The sequence below is a fragment of the Exiguobacterium flavidum genome (assembly GCF_003344535.1).
In the GTDB taxonomy this organism is placed as follows: domain Bacteria; phylum Bacillota; class Bacilli; order Exiguobacteriales; family Exiguobacteriaceae; genus Exiguobacterium_A; species Exiguobacterium_A flavidum.
In genome coordinates this window covers 184,616-206,264 of the sequence record NZ_QPKS01000003.1, presented here as the reverse complement: position 1 = coordinate 206,264, position 21,649 = coordinate 184,616, and the positions used below count along the sequence as shown (strand labels likewise).

Annotated in this window: 18 protein-coding genes; 16 read left to right on the top strand and 2 right to left on the bottom strand. The window is 53.7% G+C overall.

Annotated features, from left to right (window positions below):
* Nucleotides 1-57: 57 nt before the first annotated feature.
* The 11 genes from DFG60_RS04290 to DFG60_RS04245 all read left to right on the top strand — a co-directional run bounded on the left by DFG60_RS04290 (nucleotide 58) and on the right by DFG60_RS04245 (nucleotide 10,124).
* A complete protein-coding gene (locus DFG60_RS04290; protein ID WP_114570503.1) occupies nucleotides 58-1,701 on the top strand; it encodes a glycerol-3-phosphate dehydrogenase/oxidase in 1,644 nt (547 codons plus the stop codon).
* A 122-nt stretch (nucleotides 1,702-1,823) separates the two neighbouring features.
* Nucleotides 1,824-2,519 (top strand): DsbA family oxidoreductase, encoded by a 696-nt coding sequence (locus DFG60_RS04285; RefSeq protein ID WP_232818618.1) that lies wholly within the window; start codon nucleotides 1,824-1,826, stop codon nucleotides 2,517-2,519.
* A gap of 32 nt (nucleotides 2,520-2,551) precedes the next feature.
* Nucleotides 2,552-3,541 carry a lipoate--protein ligase gene (locus DFG60_RS04280; RefSeq protein WP_114570502.1) on the top strand — a complete coding sequence of 330 codons (990 nt, stop codon included), beginning with the start codon at nucleotides 2,552-2,554 and terminating at the stop codon, nucleotides 3,539-3,541.
* A gap of 52 nt (nucleotides 3,542-3,593) precedes the next feature.
* Nucleotides 3,594-4,481 carry an SDR family oxidoreductase gene (locus tag DFG60_RS04275; protein WP_114570501.1) on the top strand — a complete coding sequence of 296 codons (888 nt, stop codon included), beginning with the start codon at nucleotides 3,594-3,596 and terminating at the stop codon, nucleotides 4,479-4,481.
* A gap of 121 nt (nucleotides 4,482-4,602) precedes the next feature.
* Nucleotides 4,603-6,150: a fatty acid--CoA ligase family protein gene (locus DFG60_RS04270; RefSeq protein ID WP_114570500.1), complete on the top strand. Its 1,548-nt coding sequence runs from the start codon at nucleotides 4,603-4,605 to the stop codon at nucleotides 6,148-6,150.
* Between the two features lie 72 nt (nucleotides 6,151-6,222).
* Nucleotides 6,223-6,639 carry a methylglyoxal synthase gene (gene mgsA / locus DFG60_RS04265; protein WP_114570568.1) on the top strand — a complete coding sequence of 139 codons (417 nt, stop codon included), beginning with the start codon at nucleotides 6,223-6,225 and terminating at the stop codon, nucleotides 6,637-6,639.
* A gap of 100 nt (nucleotides 6,640-6,739) precedes the next feature.
* Complete coding sequence (locus DFG60_RS13615; RefSeq protein WP_157964477.1) at nucleotides 6,740-6,895, top strand: hypothetical protein; 156 nt, start codon at nucleotides 6,740-6,742, stop codon at nucleotides 6,893-6,895.
* Nucleotides 6,896-7,015: 120 nt separating this feature from the next.
* Complete coding sequence (locus tag DFG60_RS04260) at nucleotides 7,016-7,678, top strand: response regulator transcription factor (protein ID WP_114570499.1); 663 nt, start codon at nucleotides 7,016-7,018, stop codon at nucleotides 7,676-7,678.
* Nucleotides 7,675-9,030: a sensor histidine kinase gene (locus DFG60_RS04255; RefSeq protein WP_114570498.1), complete on the top strand. Its 1,356-nt coding sequence runs from the start codon at nucleotides 7,675-7,677 to the stop codon at nucleotides 9,028-9,030. Before DFG60_RS04260 ends, DFG60_RS04255 begins: the two co-directional genes overlap by 4 nt.
* 139 nt (nucleotides 9,031-9,169) lie before the next feature.
* Entirely contained in the window at nucleotides 9,170-9,628 is a 459-nt protein-coding gene (locus tag DFG60_RS04250; RefSeq protein WP_114570497.1) for a competence protein ComK, read from the top strand.
* Nucleotides 9,629-9,701: 73 nt separating this feature from the next.
* A complete protein-coding gene (locus DFG60_RS04245; RefSeq protein ID WP_232818617.1) occupies nucleotides 9,702-10,124 on the top strand; it encodes a hypothetical protein in 423 nt (140 codons plus the stop codon).
* Between the two features lie 52 nt (nucleotides 10,125-10,176).
* On the opposite strand, the gene DFG60_RS04240 is transcribed toward DFG60_RS04245, so the two are convergent.
* The gene (locus DFG60_RS04240) at nucleotides 10,177-10,464 is read right to left on the bottom strand and encodes a hypothetical protein (RefSeq protein WP_232818616.1); all 288 of its coding nucleotides are present in this window, start codon (nucleotides 10,462-10,464) and stop codon (nucleotides 10,177-10,179) included.
* Nucleotides 10,465-10,524: 60 nt separating this feature from the next.
* Entirely contained in the window at nucleotides 10,525-10,905 is a 381-nt protein-coding gene (locus DFG60_RS04235) for a truncated hemoglobin (RefSeq protein ID WP_114570495.1), read from the bottom strand.
* Nucleotides 10,906-11,058: 153 nt separating this feature from the next.
* On the opposite strand from DFG60_RS04235, the gene addB reads away from it, so the two are divergent.
* From addB to DFG60_RS04210, 5 genes are all read left to right on the top strand, one after another.
* Nucleotides 11,059-14,487: a helicase-exonuclease AddAB subunit AddB gene (addB, locus tag DFG60_RS04230; RefSeq protein WP_114570494.1), complete on the top strand. Its 3,429-nt coding sequence runs from the start codon at nucleotides 11,059-11,061 to the stop codon at nucleotides 14,485-14,487.
* The gene (gene addA, locus DFG60_RS04225; RefSeq protein ID WP_114570493.1) at nucleotides 14,484-18,047 is read left to right on the top strand and encodes a helicase-exonuclease AddAB subunit AddA; all 3,564 of its coding nucleotides are present in this window, start codon (nucleotides 14,484-14,486) and stop codon (nucleotides 18,045-18,047) included. The genes addB and addA overlap by 4 nt, the downstream gene beginning before the upstream one ends.
* Before the next feature lie 169 nt (nucleotides 18,048-18,216).
* Nucleotides 18,217-18,597, top strand: a complete 381-nt coding sequence (locus tag DFG60_RS04220) for a response regulator transcription factor (RefSeq protein ID WP_114570492.1) — start codon at nucleotides 18,217-18,219, stop codon at nucleotides 18,595-18,597.
* Entirely contained in the window at nucleotides 18,575-21,115 is a 2,541-nt protein-coding gene (locus DFG60_RS04215) for an ATP-binding protein (protein WP_198661542.1), read from the top strand. The genes DFG60_RS04220 and DFG60_RS04215 overlap by 23 nt, the downstream gene beginning before the upstream one ends.
* A gap of 65 nt (nucleotides 21,116-21,180) precedes the next feature.
* Complete coding sequence (locus DFG60_RS04210; RefSeq protein ID WP_114570491.1) at nucleotides 21,181-21,579, top strand: DUF1516 family protein; 399 nt, start codon at nucleotides 21,181-21,183, stop codon at nucleotides 21,577-21,579.
* Nucleotides 21,580-21,649 lie beyond the last annotated feature (70 nt).

The window sequence follows — 21,649 nt, the reverse complement described above, 5'->3', positions numbered from 1 at the left end:
ACGGTTTGTTGTGGTCTCTTTTTTCGTTCCCGAACCTTCAAACAGGGGGAAATCAACATGGCAAACCAATCATTTTCAAGCAGAAAACGTAGTGAGATGCTAACTCGTCTGACAACCGAGGAGCTCGACATCCTCGTCGTCGGAGGAGGCATCACCGGGGCTGGAATCGCGCTCGACGCCGCTTCGCGCGGAATGAAGATCGGACTCGTCGAGATGCAGGACTTCGCTGCCGGGACGTCAAGTCGCTCGACGAAGCTCGTTCATGGCGGACTCCGTTACCTGAAACAATTCGAGGTGAAGATGGTCGCTGAGGTTGGAAAAGAGCGTGCGATCGTTTATGAGAACGGACCACACGTCACGACGCCGGAATGGATGTTGCTGCCTATGCATAAGGGGGGGACGTTCGGACCGTTCAGTACGTCGATCGGCCTCCGAGTCTACGACTTCCTTGCCGGCGTCAAGCGCGGGGAGCGCCGCTCGATGCTTTCAGGAGCGGAGACGCTCGCGAAGGAGCCCCTCGTCAAGAAGGACGGGCTTAAGGGTGGCGGTTATTACGTCGAGTATCGGACGGATGACGCCCGCCTGACGATCGAGGTCATGAAGGAAGCGATCGATCACGGGGCGCAGGCAATCAACTATACGAAGGCGGAAGAGCTTCTCTACGCCGATGGACAGGTCATCGGTGTCCGCGTCAAGGACCTGCTGACAGGCGGCATGCATGAAATCCGTGCGAAGAAGGTCGTCAATGCGACAGGACCATGGGTCGATGAACTGCGTGAGAAGGACGGTTCGAAGAAAGGCAAACAACTGCGGATGACGAAGGGTGTCCATCTCGTGATCGACCAGTCGAAGTTCCCGCTGAAACAAGCGGTCTACTTCGATACGCCGGACGGCCGGATGATCTTCGCGATTCCTCGTGACGGCAAGGCCTATGTCGGGACGACGGATACGTTCTTCGACAAGGATGCGGCGCATCCGAAATGCACGGTCGAGGACCGCGACTATATCCTCGGTGCGATCCACTACATGTTCCCGGAAGTCACGCTGAGTCCGGATGACGTCGAATCGAGTTGGGCTGGGGTACGTCCGCTCATCTACGAAGAAGGAAAGGACCCTTCCGAAATTTCACGTAAGGACGAGATTTGGCAGTCGGAGTCCGGGCTGATCACGATCGCCGGTGGAAAGCTGACAGGTTACCGCAAGATGGCGGAGCTTGTCGTCAACCTCGTCGCAAAACTCTTGAAGGAACAACAAGGGCGCGTCTACTTGCGCTGTGAGACGAAGGACATGCCGATCTCTGGCGGTCACGTCGACGGATCGAACGGCTTCGGGCGATTCCTCGCGGGACTGAAGGCGCAAGCAGGACTTACGGAGCAACAAGTACGTCTGCTCGCAGGCCGCTACGGCTCGAACGCAGACCGCGTATTCGCCTTTGCTGCGGAGAAACAGGATGGTTTGCCGGCTGACGTCTATGCCCAGCTGATGTATGCGATGGAGTACGAGATGGCAGCTAAACCGGTCGATTTCTTCATTCGCCGTACTGGCGCTCTCTTCTTCGACATCGCTTGGGTCGAGACGCACAAGACTGCAGTCATCGACGTGATGGCGCGTCATCTTGGCTGGAGTGATGAGCAAAGAGCAACCTACACCGCTGAACTCAATCAGGAACTGCAGGACGCGAAATATCCGGTCGAAGTTTGACCTGACGAGAGGTGCGCTAAAAAGGCGCATCTCTTTTTGTTTTAGCGCTCGGCGAGCACATCTGTTGCCGATTGAAAGCTTCGCTCGCTATTCTATAGATAGAAACGATGGAGAGGGAGATAATGATGAAAATTGAAATCTGGTCTGACTACGCATGCCCGTTCTGCTTCATCGGAAAACGCCGACTTGAGTCAGCGCTCGCCGAGCTCGATATGAAAAATCAGGTCGACATCGAATGGAAGAGTTTCGAACTCGACCCGAACGCACCAGCGAAAATCGAGGAATCGATGGATGAGTTGCTCGCCTCTAAATATGGAATGACGGTCGAACAGGCGAAAGGGATGTCCGCACAGGTCGCACAGACGGCTGCGACGGACGGGCTGAATTACCGGATGGACGCGATCAAACCGGCGAATACGTTCAACGCGCACCGCTTGACGCACCACGCCCTCACGGAAGGAGTGGAACTCTCTGAAACACTGTTCCGCGCCTATTTCGAACAAGGCGAGAACTTGAATGATTCAGAAACACTTTTGCGCCTCGCGAAGGAGGCTGGACTTTCCCCTGAAAAGACGGCAGAAGTGCTTGCCGGTGACGCATTCGCGGAAGCAGTCCGCAAAGACGAGTCGGAAGCGAGCGAAATCGGAGTCCAGGGCGTGCCATTCTTCGTCTTTGACCGGAAGTATGCCGTTTCCGGCGCCCAGCCGGTCGAAGCCTTCGTTCAGGTCATCGAGAAACGTCTCGCCGAGCAAGAAACCGACAAGCCGCAACTCCTGTCTTCAGCGGATGCTTGCGGAACGGACGGCTGCACGTTTTAATAGAGGTATACGTGTTTGAGAGGAGAACTATCATGAAATTCATTTTTCATCCGGATATCCGTGACGCGCGAATCAATCTCGCGGTCGAGGAATTCATCCTGAAACATCTGAACGTCGATGAGGAGGATTACTTCCTCTTCTATATCAATGCGCCGTCGATCATCGTCGGCAAGAACCAGAACACGAACGAAGAGGTCAACTTGAAGTACGTCGAAGACAACGGGATCCATGTCGTTCGCCGTCTGTCCGGCGGCGGTGCCGTCTATCATGACGAAGGGAATCTCAACTTCAGCTTCCTGACGCGCGACGACGGGGACTCGTTCAACAACTACAAGAAGTTCACGGAACCTGTCGTCGCAGCGCTCCACAAGCTCGGTGTCGAGGCGCAATTGTCAGGACGTAACGACATCCACGTCGGCGAACGGAAAATCAGCGGCAACGCCCAGTTCACGACGCGCGGCCGGATGTTCAGTCACGGGACGCTCATGCTCGATTCGAACATCGAAGAGGTCGTCAACGCGCTCGTCGTCAGCGAGGAGAAGATGCGTTCAAAAGGGATCAAATCGGTTCGGAGCCGCGTCGCGAACATCACGGAGTTCCTCGAAACACCGATGACGATGGAGCAGTTCGTCGACCACTTGCTTGATTCGATCTATGCCGGCAAGGAGATCGAACGCTACACGCTGACGGATTCAGACTGGGAAAAGGTCCACGCCATCTCGGCAGAGCGTTACGGCAACTGGGACTGGAATTTCGGGAAATCACCGAAATTCGACGTCGTCCAGAAACGTCGCTTTCCGATCGGGACGATCGACTTCCGCCTGAACGTCAAGAACGGTGTCATCGGCGAGGCGAAAATATACGGTGACTTCTTCGGCGTCGAGGATGCGAACGAGATCGCAGCTGCACTCGTCGGTGTAAGATACGATCGGTCCTCGCTCCGTGATGCCTTGGAACAATACGAGCTGAAGCGTTACTTCGGGGCCGTCGAACTCGAGGAATTGCTCGACGTTTTAGCATAAGGCGATTTGGGGAAAACTCTCACTATCATGACGATAGGGGGAGTTTTTTTCGATGGCATACAACAAGGACAATTTCTTGAAGGGTTCGCTTGATGATTTCATACATTATGAGGAGCGCTCGAAGACGCTTCCAAAGACCGAAGAAAACCAACCGCTCCCATACTATGAGCGAGAAGATTACTTAGCAGCAGGAAAGCTGAAGGATAAAGTCGCCATCATCACCGGTGGAAATTCAGGCATCGGCCGGGCTGCCGCCATTGCATTCGTTCTGGAAGGCGCAAAGGTCGTCATCGCCTATCACAGCGATACGAAAGGTGCGGAAGAGACACAGGCGCGCCTCGAAGAACTGGGCGGGGACGTGATGGTCTCGAAGGGAAACATCGGCGATGCTGCTTACTGTGAAGAGCTCGTCAAGAAGACGATCGACCGGTTCGGCAAGCTCGACATCGTCGTCAACAACGCGAGCATGCAAAAGCCGGAGAAGTCACTGCTCGACATCACGGATGAATCGCTGGAGAAGACGTTCCAGACGAATATCTTTGGCATGATGCGCCTCGCCCGTGCGGCACTCAAGCACCTGAAGCCGGGCAGCGCGATCATCAACACGACCTCCTCGACCGCTTACGAAGGTAACGATCAGCTGATCGACTATTCTTCGACGAAAGGCGCGATCGTCAGTTTCACACGCAGTTTATCGATGAACCTGGCGAAAGAGGGGATCCGGGTCAATGGAGTCGCTCCTGGACCGATCTGGACACCGCTCATCACGGAGACGTTCCCTGATGAATCGGTCAAGACGTTCGGGAAGAACACCCCGATGGACCGGCCGGGGCAACCGGCTGAACTCGCGGCGGCGTTCGTGTTCCTCGCCTGCAATGACTCGAGCTACATGACAGGTCAGGTTCTGCATCTGAACGGAGGCGTCATCATCAACGGATGATTGATGAAACCGTTTTCAATTCTTTCTGGAAATGATACACTAACCATACATGCAACTACGCCATGTATGGTTTTTTTTGCGTAAAAAATGAATAGTCATTCATTCACAAGGGGGAGTTTTGATGATCGGCTTGATCCATTCCGTCGAGGAGACAGCACGTAAGTTTCCGAACAAGACGGCATACGTATTCGAAGGGGAGCGCGTCACTTACGGCGAATTCGTCGGCAAATTCCATAGAGCTGCCGGGGCGCTCGAAGCGAACGGCATCCGGAAAGGAGATCATGTCGCCCTGATCCTCGGGAACAGTCCGGCGTTCCTCGTCGGGTATTACGCCGTCATGAAGCAGGGGGCAGTCGCCATTCCGATCAACCCGACCTACACACCGGACGAAATCGGATATATCCTCCTGAACGGCGATGTCAAAGGCATACTCAGCCTCGCACCGCTCGTCGAAGCTGCGAAGGAACGTCTCGCGATGCTGCCACACTTGTCGACTGTCGTCTCCGTCCCGTACGGCGGTTCGAACGGACCGGAAGAACAGGTGGGCAACGTCACGTTTACGACACTCGAGAACTGGCTTTCAATCGATCATCCGGTCTCGGAGACAGAGACGGATCTCGATGACACGGCAGTCATCCTCTATACGAGCGGAACGACGGGAAAACCGAAGGGGGCGATGCTGTCGCAGAGAAACCTGGCGTCGAACGCACTTTCGATCGGGCGTTATCTGAAGATGACGGAAGAGGACCGGACGCTTGCCGTATTGCCGATGTTCCATGTCTTCTGCCTGACGGTCGTCGTCAACGCCTCGCTCGCTCATGGTGCCTCGATCATCATCGCGCCGCGTTTCTCACCGCAGGAGACGTTCGCTCTCGCACGAAAAGAGCAGGTGACGATCTTCGCGGGTGTACCTACGATGTACAACTTCCTTCTCCAGGCGGCGAAGAGCGCACCGGACTTCGTCGACAGCTTCAAGTCGATTCGCTTGTTCGTCTCCGGCGGTGCCAGTCTGCCGGTGCCGTTGCTGAAGGCGTTCGAGGAGACGTTCTCCTGCCGGATTCTCGAGGGATACGGACTGTCGGAAGCCTCACCTGTCACGTGCTTCAATCCGCTCGAAGGCGTTCAGAAACCCGGATCGATCGGACCGTCGATCGTCGATGTCGAGAACAAGGTCGTCGATGAACAAGGCGAGGAAGTTCCAACCGGCGAAGTCGGGGAGCTGGTCGTTCGCGGCCCGAACGTCATGAAGGGCTACTATAAGATGCCGGAGGAGACGGAAATCGCGCTTCGGGGCGGCTGGCTCTATACAGGGGATCTCGCCCGGATGGACGAGGACGGATATTTCCACATCGTCGACCGGAAAAAGGATATGATCATCGTCGGCGGATACAACGTCTATCCTCGTGAAGTCGAGGAAGTGCTCTATCTCCATCCGAACATCGTCGAGGCGGCAGTCATCGGCGTGCCGGATGAAGCGATGGGTGAGGCGGTCAAGGCGTTCATCGTCGCGAAGGAAGAGATGACGGCGGAAGAAGTGCAGGAATTCTGCGCGCAATCACTCGCGAAGTACAAATGGCCGACGAAAATCGAGTTCATTGATCAATTGCCGCGCAATACGACAGGTAAGATTCTCCGGACGGTATTGAAGCAACAAACGGCGACGTCTTGATAAAGCAAAGGACTTCAGTGTTTCTGAAGTCCTTTTTTCGTGCATAGTGTAGGGAAGGGGGAATGGAATATGATGAATATCGCATTGATCGCACACGACCAGAAGAAGGACGAGATGATGTTGTTTACGAAGGCGTATGAGCCGATTTTCGCTGAGCATACGTTATATGCGACGGGAACGACGGGGAAACGGATCATGGAGGCGACGAATTTGACTGTCCATCGATGTAAATCAGGTCCGCTCGGCGGCGATCAGGAGATCGGGGCGATGGTCGCGCGCGGGGAAATCGATGTCGTCATCTTCCTGCGGGATCCACTGACGGCGCAACCGCACGAACCGGACGTCTCGGCACTGATTCGCCTCTGCGACGTCTATGACCTGCCGCTCGCGACGAATCTCGGGACGGCAGAGGTGCTGTTGCACGGACTTGAACGCGGTGATTTCAAATGGCGGGATATCATCCAGGCAAGGAGAACTGCAGAAAATTGATTTTTTTCTGTGAGAAGGCTTCTCATTTCGATTTCATCGTGCTATAGTCGTATTGAAGATGATATTGATTATCAATTGCGATGAAAGGATGGCGGAAGCAATGGAACTGATCGTAATCACAGGAGTCTCGGTCCTCTTTGGAGGCGGTGTAAGCTTCTTGACGTATATCGTGAAAAAAGAGCGTGCCCACCTTTCGGACTCGCCGAAGACGGAAGCTGTGCGGGCGGCATATCCTGCGCTGCGCCTCATCAAGTGAATCGCTAAAGTCTCAAGTACGCTTGAGACTTTTTTTGTTTTCGGCGCTTTTCTCACATATTTCTGCGGAAGTCTTCTGCTACACTTGTTGGTAAGAACTTAACTTTAGAGGTGAATTGACGTGCATACGATCTATCTTGTAGATGATGAAGTGAATTTGAATCGGGTACTTGTGAAATATTTGGAGCAAGAAGGTTGGAATGTCCGTTCTTTCACGGACGGAGAAAGCGCGGCGAAGGCGATTTCGGAGCAACCGGATCTCTGGGTGCTCGATATCATGTTGCCGGACATGGACGGTTTTCAGCTGATCAAACGAATCAAGGCGCATAATGAGGCGACCCCGGTCATCTTCATCTCCGCGCGGGACGAGGATATCGACAAGATCATCGGGCTCGAGATGGGGTCTGACGATTACATCGCAAAACCGTTCCTGCCGCGTGAGCTCGTCATCCGTGTAAGGAAGATACTCGCACGTACCTACGCTGCCCCGAAGAAGGAGGCGATCAGGTACGGCGATTACGTGATCTATCCCGAAAAGCGTGTCATCGAGGAGGATGGAGTCGAAATCGACATGACTTCGAAGGAGTATGACCTTCTATTGCTGTTCGCGACTCAAATCGGAACGCCGATGTCGCGGGAGCAGATTCTCGTCAGCGTCTGGGGGGACGATTATTTCGGGTCGGACCGCGTCGTCGATGACCTTGTAAGGCGTGTCCGCAAGAAATTGCCGAAGCTTGAACTCGAGACGATTTACGGAATCGGTTACCGGTTGGTGGCCGCATGAAGAATCGGAGCCTGCTGTGGCAGATTTGGAGTCTATTCCTCCTCGTCATCGCCACGCTACTCATCGTCATGCTGATCGTCATCCGTTCCTCCATCAGTGATTTCATAGATGAGCAGGTGTATGAGACTCTTCAAAATCGTGAGATGTTTTTGTCAGATGATCCATCGGTCATTGCGATGCTGAAGGAGAATCCGATCGAGTTCGATCGGCGCAAGCAGGAATCCCGGTCCGTCAATGAACTGTTCTTCTCAAGGAACGGGAAGCTCTACTACGGAGGTGCACCGGAACAGCTGGTCGACCGGATGTACCAACAGGCCATCGAACAGGATGAGACGGTTGCGAAGTATACGACACGCCTCGGGGAAGAGGATGTCTATTACATCATCCGGAAAATCGAGCAGCAGGACGAGACGTACTATCAAGTCTCATACGTCTGGGATGCTTACCGGAAGCAATTGATCTCGAAACTGTTCTATCAAGTCGGTTGGCTCGTCGCAGCAGTCAGTGTAGGGACGCTATTCGCTGCCTTCTGGCTGTCGCGTCGCTTGACGAAACCGCTCGTCGAAATCGAAGGTGCCGTCGGTAAGATCGCGGCGCGTCAATGGGACACGCCGCTGCCGCTCGAACGCGGGGACGAGATTGGACAGCTTGCGCGATCAATCGATGCGATGCGTTCGGAACTCGCGAAGCAGGATAAGGCTCAAAAGTCGCTCCTGCAAAACATATCGCACGATTTGAAGACGCCGATCATGGTCATCCGGAGCTACGCGCAGTCCATTTCGGACGGCCTCTATCCGTCAGGTGATCTGACGGGATCGGTATCCGTCATCGATGAGGAGGCGGCGCGTCTTGAGAAGAAAGTGGCCGATCTGCTTTATGTGACGAAGCTCGATTACTTCGAAGGAGACAGATCGAAATGGGCGACTGTCGATCTCGATCGCCTGATCCGGATGCTCGTCGAGCGTTTCAAAACCGCGAAGAACATCGAATGGAAGGTCGAAGGAGAGGCCGGTCTCGTTAACGGGGAAGGGGAGCAGCTCCGTGTCGCGATCGAGAACGTCCTTGATAACGCGATCCGGTATGCCGAGGGGAATATTTGGATCCGTCTTGCTAAAACGAAGGATTCCTCGATCATCAAGATCGAAAACGACGGGCCTCCCCTCGATGAGAGCTCACCGCTGTTCCATCAGTTCTCCCGCGGCAAGGAAGGAAAGTTCGGTCTTGGGCTCTATATCGTCAAACGCATCGTCGAGATGCATGGCGGGAAGGTGAAAATCGAGAATCTGGACGTGGGCAATAACAAAAAGAATGTTTGTGTGGAATTCGAAATCCCGCGCGATGCAGGAATCTGATTTTCATATTCATCTGTTGATTTCTTAGAAACGGCACGATTTCGTGCCGTTTTTTCGTTTGGGCAATAACGGCCATCCGGAAACAGGCGAACGATGAATCTGGTATAAAGAAAACAAGATGAAGAGAGGAGAAAGATCAATGCCACTTAAAATCAACGCTCAAACGCTCGCGCTCGTGCCGTGTTACGGGAAATATGGTGAACCTCAGACTCTTGTCATCAAGGAAGGATCCGAGACGCTTGAAGAAGGACATCCGATGAAGCTGATTGAAGAGACTTGCCTGTATTACGGGTCATCGATGCGCGGTCGAATCGAGGCGGCACGCCACATACTTGGTCCGCACCGGAAGACGCCGGTCCTGATCGACTGGGAGGCGCAGACGATCTTTTTCCCGACGGGCGCGAAAGAGAAGGCGGAATGTATCTGGATCAACTTCAAGCAGATGAAGTCCGTTCAGAAAAATGGCAAACAGGTCAGGGTGGAATTCCAGACGGGACAGGCAGTCGAAACGGATGTCTCTGCCTACAGTATCGAACGCCAGCGGATCAAGACGCTTGAGCTCGCTTATGAGATGCAGCGACGTTTCAAGTCCGTCTGACGTTTAATATGCCTCCACATGTGGAACATAGACAAAGGACTAGCAATACTTATACGGATAGCAAATGAGGGAGGTGAGTGACGGCATCAAGCCGTCACACGCGATGAATGAAAGTCATGAATGGTTGAATCGCAGAAAACTGCAGCCGGGATTCGGAGCGACAGGTGGGCGCCGTTTCATCAGTTCCCGTATCGTACGCCCTGAAAATACACCGGGTAAGCGGGTGCGCGGAATCAAACGGGTTCGCCAGCCGATCGTCGATGAGGCAGGCAATCGCCGCTGGGTGACCCAGCGTATCGTCGTCACCGATGCGAGCAAGCATGCCTCGATGAACCGTCGCACAGGCGCTGAACGGGCGCAAGTGAAGATGACGAAACTTCAGGCGGTCAAAAAGGTGGTCACGTCGCGCAAGGTCGTCATACCGGTCCTTGCAGCCGCCGGTCTCGCCGTCGCTGGCGGTGTGCTTGCCTACATCCTCCGGCGCAAAAAGAAATAAGGACGACAAAAGGAAGGCCAGCCCTCGCACGAGGACTGGCCTTCCTTTTCTATTACAAGAAACGTTTTTGTTTCCGGTCCGAAAGAGCCTTCGTCAATGCCTTTTCGGCAAGTTGCTCCATCTCGGACAAATTCGTCGCATCAAAACTGTCATCATGGAAACGTCCGACGAAATCGACTCGGTCATAATCGAGCTCCTTGAAAATCAGGTGCTTGTTGTCATCATAGAAGACGACGCGGTAATAATCAGCGCCACGTTCGAATGTGAACAAGCCTTTGATATGCTCCAGCTTCTTCTCTTCCTCTTGGACTGATTCTAGGTTCTCATTTTCTTCGCTCATCATAAATCCCCTCCACCTATTAGTTTACCCTGAAATGGTCTCGCCATAAAGAAAAAGCAATCAATCGACGCGATGAGCCTCACAGACACGAAGCACGTTCATGGCAGCGAGGGTCAGTCGTTCCTTCAGAATATCACGAGCTTCCCCGGTGAGCGTCTCGTCGATCGTCTCTCGCATCAACTCGATCCAGCGGCGTGCATGCCATTCTCTGATCGGCAAGAGACGATGGATCATCGCCAAGTTCATCATCCCGTAGGCTTCCTCATAGAGTCGAGGCCCCCCGGTCAACTGAGTCAAGAATGCGTATTGTGCCTCTTCCACGCGTTGCCTGTCTTCAGGAAAAAGCGGGTGCAGGACGTCATCCGAGTAGACGGCCTGATAAAAATGGCGAACGAGCCTCCTGATAGCCTCTTCCCCGCCTAACTGATCATAAAGCGTCAACTCACATCACCCCTCTCCAAGTCTCGAATATCAAGTATATCAGCAAGTGGATCAAGCTGGGTAAAAAAAGGAATGGGTGACAAAAAGAAACGGACGTCTGTTCGTCTTTGTGAGATAATGAATCCATATCGCGAACCAAAAGGAGTGAGGCAAATGAACTTTTTACATGTCGGAAGAGCAGGAACGGGTAAGACGACTGCATTGATCGAAAAGGTCGTAGCGGAGCTCGTCGAGCGTCCGCTTGGAAGTCCCATCTACTTCCTCGTCCCGGATCAGATGGCGTTCGAGATGGAGCGGCGAATCGCCACGGATGAACGTCTTAGCGGGCTCGTCAGAATGGAAGTCATGAGCATACGCCGTCTCGCGTTCCACATCATGCGGGACTATGGAGAGAAGACGCAACAGTTCCTTGACGAGACAGGGACGCAATTGTTGCTGAGACAGGTGGTCGAGCAGTCAGAGGAAGATTTGATGATTTTCAAGCGGACGAAGAACATGCCTGGATTCTTTCACGGACTCGATGAGTTGATTGCCGGATTCAAACGCTCACTCGTCGATCCTTCGATGTTGCGGGAGGCAGGTTCGAGATCTCCGGATCGTTCGCCGAAGCTCAATGACCTCGCGTTGATCTATGAACGGTTCAGTGACGTGACGAAGGGCAAGGCGCTTCATGCCGACGATTATTATGACGTCCTGCTCGAGTTGTTGCCGAAGGCAGGATTGTCGGAGACGCTCATCCTCGTCGACGGCTTTTACGAGTTTTCGTTGCAGGAGCAGCAGGTGCTGCTCGCATTGATGGAAGAGGCGAAAGAGATGCACATCAGCTTCACGCTGGATGTCACCGACCCTTACGCGGTCCAGGCAGATTTCGGCCCTTCCCAGCGAACGTTCATGCAATTGAAGGAACAGATGAATGAACGTGGACTCGCCCATGAGGAAGTTCTCTACGACACAACGGTAAAATTCAAGACAGAAGCTTTGAGGCACTTGGAGAAGGCATTTACGAATCCCGGAATGAAACCGCTCGATGTCAGGGAGCAGGGTGTGATGCTCAGCGCTGCCGTCGACCGGCATGTCGAGGCTGCAGCTGCAGTCCGCGAGATGGTACGACTCATCCGGAACGGCTATCGCTACAATGAGATCGCGTTCGTCGTCAGGACGCTCGACGCATATGCTGATCCGCTCGAACAGGCATTTCGTTCCTATGGTATTCCTTACTTCATTGACCGAAGGGAGACGATGGTCCATCATCCGATCGTCGAACTAATCAAGGCGGTGCTCGATATCATCGCCCATGGTTACAGGGAAGAGTCGATTTTCAGGATGTTGAAAACTGAATTGATCCGCCTGCCAGGGAATCAGCCGCGTCTTTCGCTCGACCGGCTGGAGACGTTCGTGCTCGAGCGCGGAATCAAAGGGACGATGTGGGAAGAGGAGTGGCAACTCAAACGACGTTTAGCGGATGAGGTCCGTCTGACGGAGGACGAACTGAGGGAAGAGAAAGAGTTGAACGCGTCCCGTGAGTTCTTCGTCGAAGCACTGCGCCCGTTCAAGACACGCCTGGGAAAGGCCCGGACGATGAGCGAATATACCCGGGCGCTCTATCAGTTCCTCGAGGAGCATCAGCTTGCTGAGACGCTTGCTTCATGGCGTCAGGAAGCGACGGAAGCGGATGAATTGCTCGTCGCACGGGAGCATGATCAAGTGTGGGAGGCGGTCCTTCATCTGCTCGAACAACTCGAAGCAGCGGCGCCAGAGACGCGTCTGTCGACAGAACTGTTCACGCAGATGGTCGAGACCGGTCTTGACAGTTTGCGTTTCGCACTCTTCCCGCCGTCACTCGACCAGGTCATCGCGACGGATTACGTCCGCGGCCGACTGCAACGAGTCAAGGTCGTCTTCCTGCTCGGTGCGAACGAAGGACTGATTCCGCTCGTCTCTGATCAATCGAAGTTGCTCTCGGAGGGCGACCACGACTTCCTGCATGAGCAGGGCGTCAAAGTCGGAAAGGCGTCGCTCCATCTGTTCGATGATGAACAGTTCTATCTGTACAAGGCGCTGACAGCCCCGTCTGAATACCTTTACGTCAGCTACGCGCTCGTCGATGAGGAAGGGAAGGCAATGCAACCCGCCTCGTTCGTCAAGCAGCTGAAGGCTCAGGTGTTGCAGGACCGGCCAGTCAAGACGCGTTTCGCCGAAGCGGGCGAGCACTTGCCGAACGACCAATTCGATTTCGTGACGGATCCTGACCGGGCGGCGGCCGCGACGGCGATCGAACTGCGAAGGTTGCAGCGTCGATATCCGATCCAGCCAGCCTGGTTCCATGTCTACAATGAGCTGCTGACGAGTCAGCAGGGACGTGAACGGATGGGGCTGTTCGCGAAAGCACTGTTCTTCGAGAACAAGACAGAGCCGCTGCCGAAGGACTTGGCGAGAACGCTCTACGGGGAGACGTTGAAGGCGAGCGTATCACGCTTCGAGACTTATAACGCCTGTTCGTTCAAGCACTTCTCCCGCTACGGTCTCCGCCTGAAGGAACGGAAGCTGTATAAATTCGAGGCGCCTGACATCGGGAACCTTTTCCACGGCGCGCTCAGCGATATGTCGATTTCATTGAAGGCCCAAGGAAAACGTTGGCGCGACCTGGATCAGGAGACATGCCAGACGCTCGCCACCGAAGCGGTCGACAAGGTGACGCCAGCCATCCAGAATGCGATTTTGATGAGTTCGAACCGCTTCGGCTACATCAAGAAGAAATTGACGGATGTGGTCGAACAGACGGCTCAGATGCTCGTCAAACAGGCGGCGCGATCCGACTTCGAACCGGATCAGTTCGAGATCAGTTTCGGGACGTCGACGTTCCCGCCGCTCCGCTTTGAATTGCCGAACGGTGTCGTCATCGAGTTCACGGGACGGATCGACCGGATCGACCAGGCGACGATCGGGGATGAGCTGTATGTCAGGGTGATCGACTATAAATCGAGTGCACGCGGCCTTGACTTCGCGGAAATCTATTATGGACTCGCGATTCAGATGTTGCTCTACCTGAAGACGGTCGTCGAACAGTCGGAACACCTATTCGCAAGGCAGGCGAAGCCTGCCGGAGCGCTTTACTTCCATGTCAAGAACCCGTTGCTCAAAGGCGACCTGTCTGCGTCCGACGAGGTGCGGGAGCGGCTCCTGCTCGAGTCGTACCAGATGCAGGGAGTGATCGTCGAGAACGACGGTGTACTCGAAGCGACGGACGGAATCGCCTTTGCGGAGCGGACGAAGTCCCCGCTCGTCAAAGTCACGTTCACGAAGGACGGCCTGCATAAGACCCAGACGAGAGGTGTCTTGCCGGAACAGGACCTTGAACGGTTGATGGATCATGCCTGGGAAGAGTTGAAGGAGAGCAGCTCCGAAATCTACGAAGGGGAGATCGCGATCGATCCGTTCAATTACCAGGATCGGAAACCCTGTACGTTCTGTGAATACCGGGCCGTCTGTCAGTTCGACGAGGCGCTCGGGAACGAATATCGTGAACTCGCACCGCTGTCGGAGAAAGACGTGCTCGAGCGCCTGAAGGAGGAAGAGGAATGAGTGTGAAATGGACAGATGAGCAACAACTCGCAATCGAGGCGCGCGGAGGGCATATCCTCGTCTCTGCGGCGGCCGGATCCGGAAAGACGGCCGTCCTCGTCGAGCGGTTGACGAAACGCGTGATCGATCAAGAGGATCCGTTGACGGCCGATCGCATGCTGGTCGCGACGTTTACGAATGCTGCTGCAAAGGAGATGAAGACGCGGGTCATCGAGGCAATCGAGAAGAAGCTCGAGGAGGATCCGACGAACGAATATTTGCGCAGGCAAAGACAATTGATGAACCGGGCGCAGATCACGACGATCCATTCGTTTTGTCTCAACATCATCCGTGAAAACTACTATCGAATCGGACTCGATCCGGCTTTCCGGATCGCCGACGACGCCGAATTGCTCCTGCTTCAGGACGATGTGCTCGAAGAAGTGCTCGAATCGTTCTACGCGAGTGAGGATGCTGCTTTCTATGCGCTCGTCGACAGCTATACGTCAGACAGGGATGATAATGCGCTAATGGCTCTGATCGCGAATCTCTATCGCTTCGCGCGCTCACTGCCGAATCCGGAAGCGTATTACGACAGTCTGGTCGATCAATACGATCAGCCGGTCGATCCGGACGAATCGCCTTTGCTGAAGCGTCTGATCGAGCTTGAATGGCCGAGATTTGCCACGTTGCTCAGACGATATCAGGATCTCGGTCATCGCCTGAATCAGGCGGGGTATGAGAAGACGGGTGAACTCCTCCTTGGTGATGTCGTGCCGCTAGCAGGACTTACGCGGGAAAGTGCCTGGACAGAGTTCGCACTCGCATTTCGGGCACTTGACTTCAAACGTTGGAACGGACCTCGCGGGGATGAAGGGATCAAGATCTTTCAAGAGGAACGAAAACGGATGCAAACAGAGTTCAAAGGAATCAAAGGACTGTTTACGGATAAGGAAGGTGTCGATTATCTCGAGGATCTGCGCTCCCAGATCGACCATGTAAAATCGATCGTATCACTCGTCCGGGCGTTTGACGAAGCTTACCGTCAGGCGAAAATCGAGCGGGGAATCGTCGATTTTTCAGACCTTGAGCATTATGCGCTCGCGATTCTTGAACAAGACGGAGCACCGTCGGAAGTTGCGCGGCTTCTTCAGGACCGCTTCATCGAGGTGTTGATCGATGAGTATCAGGATACGAACGAGGTCCAAGAGAAGATACTGCGCCTCGTCGCGAAAGCAGACGAGGCGAACGGTAACCTGTTCATGGTCGGCGACGTCAAACAATCGATCTATAAGTTCCGCCATGCGGAGCCGGGCTTGTTCATCGATAAGTTCAAGCGCTTCAAGAACGACGGAAGTGGCAAGAGGATCGACCTGACCCGAAACTTCAGAAGCCGCCTCGAGGTACTTGAGGGGACGAACCAGATTTTCAGACAAGTGATGGACGAGGCGGTCGGAGAGATCGATTACGACGAAGCAGCCTATCTCCGTCTCGGAAATCTCTCCTACATGGAATCGGACCAGGTCTCACCTGAACTTTTACTCGTCGACCAGGCGAGCGACGAGCTGAAGAAGGAGGAGCTGGAAGCGAGAATGATCGCGACCCGGGTGATTGAACTCGTCGACACGACGAATCCGTACTTGATCTATGATGCGAAGAAAAAACACTTCCGAAAATGCGAGTACCGGGACATCGTCATCCTCGTCCGTTCACGCGGGCAACGTGTTCAATCTCTCGTCGACACGTTCCAGCAATATGAGATCCCCGTGTACGCTGATACGAGCGGAGGGTACTTCCAGACGACTGAAATTCAAATCATGATGTCTCTGCTCAAGACGCTCGATAATCCGCTTCAGGATATTCCGCTCGCCGGACTACTTCGGTCCCCGATTTTCGGAATGAGTGACAAGGATTTGGCCCGCATCCGTGCGAAGTGGGAAGAAGGGACGTTCTATGAAGCGTTGATTGCGGCCGCTGAGGACGAGACACCACTTGGACTGCGTGCGCAGGAAGCACTCGATCGAATCGACCGGTGGCGTACGGAGGCGCGCGGGAAATCGTTGCCCGGTCTGATACGGTCCCTGTTCGATCAGACAGGCTTCTTCGAGTACGTCGGCTGTCTCGCCGGCGGTAAAGGCAGACAGGCGAATCTGAATGCACTCTATGAAAGAGCCAAGCAATACGAAGCGACCGGCTATAGGGGTCTGTATCGTTTCTTGCGCCTGATCAATCGTCTGATCGATCGGGGAGAGGACTTTGCAGAGGCGCGTTCACTCGGAGAGGACGAGGACGTCGTTCGCATCATGACGATCCATCAATCGAAGGGGCTCGAGTTCCCCGTGACGATCGTCAGTCAGATCGGTAAACAGTTCAACAAACAGGACCAGAATCAAGCGATTCAATTGCATAAGAATTACGGGATCGCGCTCGACGCGGTCGACCCGGTTAAGCGACTGAGAAGCACCACTCTCTTGAAGGAAATCATCAAACGGGAGATGGACCGTGAGATGAAGGCGGAAGAAATGCGTGTCCTGTACGTCGCGATGACCCGTGCGAAGGAAAAGCTGATTCTTGCGGGGTCCGTCAAAGATCTCGATGATCAGTTCGTGAAATGGAGCGGACTTACGGACGATTCAGTGCTTCTTCCGGAAGAGGAACGGCGTTCTGCGCGAAGTTACGCGGACTGGGTGGCGCCTGCTGTCCTTCGGAACTCCCTCTTGCAAGGCACAGGGACAGACATCGAATGGACGGTCCGGAAGATGAAGGAATCGGAGTTCGCTCCTTATCAGGAGATCACTGCGATGATAGATCAGCTGGAACACGTCAAGGTGCTTGAGCGTATCGATGTCGAACCGGACGAAGACGTCATCCGGCGGATCGAGGAATCGTTCGCGTTCTCATATGCCCACAAAAGCGCGGTGGATACGTCGGCCAAGCAGACGGTAACGGAATTGAAGCGTCGCGAGCAATTGGAACGTGCGGCTTTTGAAACGACGTACCGAATCGAGGCGAACGATCAGTACCGGTCTCCTCATTTCCTCGGAAAGACGCTTACCGGAGCAGAGCGCGGAACCGTCCTTCACCTGGCGATGCAGCTCTACGCATTAGGGAAACCACTTCATCAGCAAATCGACGAATGGGAAACAGAAAGCCGCATAATCGATGAAGAGGCGGTGACGATGCGTGCCGCTCTGCCGCAACTCGAAGCTTTTCTTGCATCCGATATCGGTCAGGTGTTCGAGCGTAGCCTGAAAGAGAACCGTGTCTATCGTGAGCTTCCGTTCACCTACAAAATCGACGCGAGACGATTCAGGGACGACTGGACGGGTCCTTCTGAATATGCGGTCATGCAAGGTATCGTCGACTGCTTGATCGAGGATGACGGTAGCTATATCCTGCTCGATTATAAATCGGATCGTGTTTTTCAGACGCCTGAAGGAAGTACGGCTGAGGACGTGCTCAAAGAAAGGTATCGGACCCAGCTCGTGTTATATCAGGAGGCACTCGAATCGATTCTTGGTATTAAAATCGATAGACGTGTCATCTACGCCTTCGAGCTGAATGCGACAATCGAGATTTGATTTCAAAGATCAATGAGAGCCCCACCCTTCGCTGGGTGTGGCTCTTTCTGTATGACGTAGCCGGATTTCACGAATTCAGGTATTGTTATTTTCATATGGTGAACAAAGTGTGTAAAATAAGAGTTGGATGAAAAAAGATTGTTCATAAGAATTTAGGAGGCTGCGTGATATGGCACGGATTTTACTTGCGGAAGACGAGGATGTACTGCGAATGCTCGTCCTCGATACCCTTGAAGATGAAGGATACACGATTGACGAAGCGACAGATGGGGATGAAGCCTATCAAAAAATCATGAGTGAGACATATGATCTCGTCCTGCTCGATTATATGATGCCCGGGATGACCGGCCTTGAAGTCATCGAAAAAGTTCGTCAACATCCGGAGAAACAAGAGCTCAAAATCATGATGCTGACGGCTAAGAGCCAGCAGTCAGACCGAGAGCGTGCCGAAGAAATCGGAGCGAACTACTTTTTCTCGAAACCGTTCAGCCCACTTGAGTTGATCGATGTCGTGGGAGGAATTCTGAGTGACAATCAAATGGATCAATGAAAAAGTCGGCCGTCAATTGATGGCCGCCTTTTACGTCGTACTCGTAACATTATCGATGTCCTCCCTGATCGTCTACGACTATACGGAAGAACGTCTGGACGTCACACGTGAGAAACTCGATGAATTGAGCGAAAATCGTTTCCGGACGAGCGGTTTGTGGGAAGAATGGCAGGACCTTCAATTCAATGTCAGAGGATATACCCTATTCGGGGACCCGGACGTGCTTGCCCGGATCAAGAAGCAGGAAGAATCGCTCGATCAACAGACCGAGTGGTTCGAGAGGAACTCCTCTTATGAAGAAGGGAAGACCTTTGCGAAACGTTCACGCGAATTGCACGACTATTACTTCGACGCGATCATCCCGGCAATCGAGGAGTACGTTGCCGCGAAAGAGAGCGGTGAGGTGAAGGAAGTGTTCCTCGATGGCCGGACGCTGGTCTCTCTTCCGATCGGGAAGCGTTTGTTCGATGAAGGGAAAATAAAGCTCGACAGTGAAGGAAATATCGATGTACTGACTCAAATCGGTCAAATCGAATCCATCATGGGGGACTATCGCGAACTTCTTCGGGATGAAGGAGCGAAGGCGAGCGAACAGCTAGAGCGAGAGATCCAGAATTCACAGCTGATTTGGCTTTCGAATATTCTCGTCCTCGTTCTCGTCCTTTTCCTGTTCGTCTACCCCTTCATCCGTCGCATCACGGCCGAGTTGCTTTCGCTCGTCAAAAACAGCCAGCGGCTTGCGAACGGGGAGGATGTTTCACACGTGGAAGTTCTGAACCGGAAAGACGAAATCGGGATCCTGGCGCTGTCGTTCAATCAGATGGCAGCTTCAATTTTAGAGAACAAGCAACATCTTCTTGCGAAGAACGAGGAGCTGCAGGCTCAGCAAGAAGAGCTCGTCGCTCAACAGGAAGAACTTCAAGCTCAGCAACAGGAACTTGAAGAGGCGCTTGAACTGACGATGCGTAACGAAAAGCATCTTGCGTACCGGAATGAATTGACCGAGACGCTGGCTGCGCGTGAATCGTTGACTGCATATCCTGAAATCATCGAGAAGCTCGTCGCGATCACCGAATCGGAGATCGGCGCGCTCGTCTTCACCGATGAGAACGGGGAGCATCATGTCTCGACCTACGGAATGAGCGAGAGTCTCGCGGACCAGCTCATCGGAAACGACTTTTCTTTGTTGAGCCGTGCCCGTTCGCTGAAGCGGCCGGTCCATTCTTCGAAGCAGGTATCGAGTGACCATCCGCTGCCTTACCCATACTACATGTATGAGACAGCCGTCCCGATTCTCGATCCGGCGACGGAGCAGGTCATCGCCTGCATCTACCTCGTGCGTTATCGCGACCAGTTCACTTCGAAACAGCTGCGGGAGATCATGTCATTCGCGAGACAGCTGTCGCTTTCGATCCTTCGCATGCAAATGTTCGACGAGATGGAGCGTGAGAAGTCGAAGACGGAGCGGATTCTCGATTCGATTCGTGAAGCAGTCATCTATGTTGAACAAGACACGGAAGAAGTGTTCGTCAACGGGCCGCTCTATGAACTGTTCCCGGAAATCCAAAGCCAGGGCAGGAACGGATTCGAATCGATCGCTGCGTGTCTCGCGATGCTGTCACCTCTCGTCGATCAGCCTGAACTTCTCGAACGTCATGTCAATGACGCGCTGTCAGGCAAGTTCCCGGAGGAGGCGCTCCAATTCTCGATTCGTGAAAAATGCGCCTTCATTCAATTGTATGTCGAGCCGATCGACATAGGTTCAGTGCGAAAAGGGTTGTTGCTCGTCCTGCGTGACGTGACGAAGGAGACGGAGGCGGACCGCCTCAAGACGGAGTTCGTCTCGACCGTCTCGCATGAGCTGCGTACGCCTCTCTCATCGATTTATGGATACACGGAATTGATGCTGAACCGCGACATCGAGACGCCGAAACAACATAAATACCTGAAGACGATCCATTCCGAGACCGAACGGCTTGCGAATCTCGTCAATGATTTCCTTGATGTCCAGCGGATGGAGTCAGGTAAGCTGTCATACAAGAAGACAGTTGTTGACATTCTGCCGCTCTTTGAAGAGATGACGAGCTTCTATGCGGCCTCGACGGACCGCCATGTCATCTCGTTCGAAGTGAAGGACCAGGTACCGCACCTGATCGAAGCGGATGAGGAAAAGCTGAAGCAGTTGCTCAGCAATCTTCTGTCGAATGCTGTCAAATATTCGCCTGACGGAGGCAATATCCGTGTCGAACTGCGCAGCAGTACTGATGAAGTCCATATCAGTGTCAGTGATGAAGGAATCGGCATCCCGAAAGATGCTGTCCCCAAGTTGTTCGAAAAATTCTACCGCGTCGATAACTCGGACAGCCGAAAGATCGGGGGGACCGGACTTGGCCTTGCGATTTGCAAAGAGATCGTGACCGGACACGGCGGAAGAATCACCGTCGAGTCGGTGGAGCGTTCGGGAACGATTTTCCACATCCACCTGCCGCTGCTCGTCGGGCAAACGGTCTCGATATAAAAAAGATTTGGGATTTCTGAGAAAATCAGCTAGGATTAAGAAGATAATGACAAGGAGGAATCATCATGCCAATCACAGCTTTCGTTCACACCCACGTTCTGATGTGGGTCCTGTTGCTCGTGACGTTCTTCGTCGCGTTCTCGATGTACAAGAAAGGCAAGAATGGCAAAGGGGCACATATGGCATACCGCCTGTTCATGCTTCTGACGCTCGGTACGGGCCTCTATCTCTATTTGACTGTAGGGGACGGAGTGAAGTCTTCAGTCTCGCCATTCTATGACATCAAGATGACAGCGGGTCTGCTCGTCTTGATTCTTGGAGAAATGACACTCATCCGCCTGAAGAAAGGGAAGTCGTACACAGGTCTGTTCGGCGGGTTCGCCGTATTCGCGCTTGCAGCGGTCTTCCTCGGGTACGCGCTGCCGCTCGGACTCTCCTTCTTCAACAGCATCATCTTCGGATGAAGACAAGCCGAACGGAGCGATATGCTCCGGTTCGGCTTTTTTTGTTTTCAGAAACTCTTCAATTGGGAAA

Bases quoted from the DNA above. Each gene is read 5' to 3' on its own strand.
- DFG60_RS04290 (WP_114570503.1), top strand. From the start codon at position 58: ATGGCAAACCAATCATTTTCAAGCAGAAAACGTAGTGAGATGCTAACT.
- DFG60_RS04285 (WP_232818618.1), top strand. From the start codon at position 1,824: ATGATGAAAATTGAAATCTGGTCTGACTACGCATGCCCGTTCTGCTTC.
- DFG60_RS04280 (WP_114570502.1), top strand. From the start codon at position 2,552: ATGAAATTCATTTTTCATCCGGATATCCGTGACGCGCGAATCAATCTC.
- DFG60_RS04275 (WP_114570501.1), top strand. From the start codon at position 3,594: ATGGCATACAACAAGGACAATTTCTTGAAGGGTTCGCTTGATGATTTC.
- DFG60_RS04270 (WP_114570500.1), top strand. From the start codon at position 4,603: ATGATCGGCTTGATCCATTCCGTCGAGGAGACAGCACGTAAGTTTCCG.
- mgsA (WP_114570568.1), top strand. From the start codon at position 6,223: ATGAATATCGCATTGATCGCACACGACCAGAAGAAGGACGAGATGATG.
- DFG60_RS13615 (WP_157964477.1), top strand. From the start codon at position 6,740: ATGGAACTGATCGTAATCACAGGAGTCTCGGTCCTCTTTGGAGGCGGT.
- DFG60_RS04255 (WP_114570498.1), top strand. From the start codon at position 7,675: ATGAAGAATCGGAGCCTGCTGTGGCAGATTTGGAGTCTATTCCTCCTC.
- DFG60_RS04250 (WP_114570497.1), top strand. From the start codon at position 9,170: ATGCCACTTAAAATCAACGCTCAAACGCTCGCGCTCGTGCCGTGTTAC.
- DFG60_RS04240 (WP_232818616.1), bottom strand. From the start codon at position 10,464: ATGAGCGAAGAAAATGAGAACCTAGAATCAGTCCAAGAGGAAGAGAAG.
- addB (WP_114570494.1), top strand. From the start codon at position 11,059: ATGAACTTTTTACATGTCGGAAGAGCAGGAACGGGTAAGACGACTGCA.
- addA (WP_114570493.1), top strand. From the start codon at position 14,484: ATGAGTGTGAAATGGACAGATGAGCAACAACTCGCAATCGAGGCGCGC.
- DFG60_RS04220 (WP_114570492.1), top strand. From the start codon at position 18,217: ATGGCACGGATTTTACTTGCGGAAGACGAGGATGTACTGCGAATGCTC.
- DFG60_RS04210 (WP_114570491.1), top strand. From the start codon at position 21,181: ATGCCAATCACAGCTTTCGTTCACACCCACGTTCTGATGTGGGTCCTG.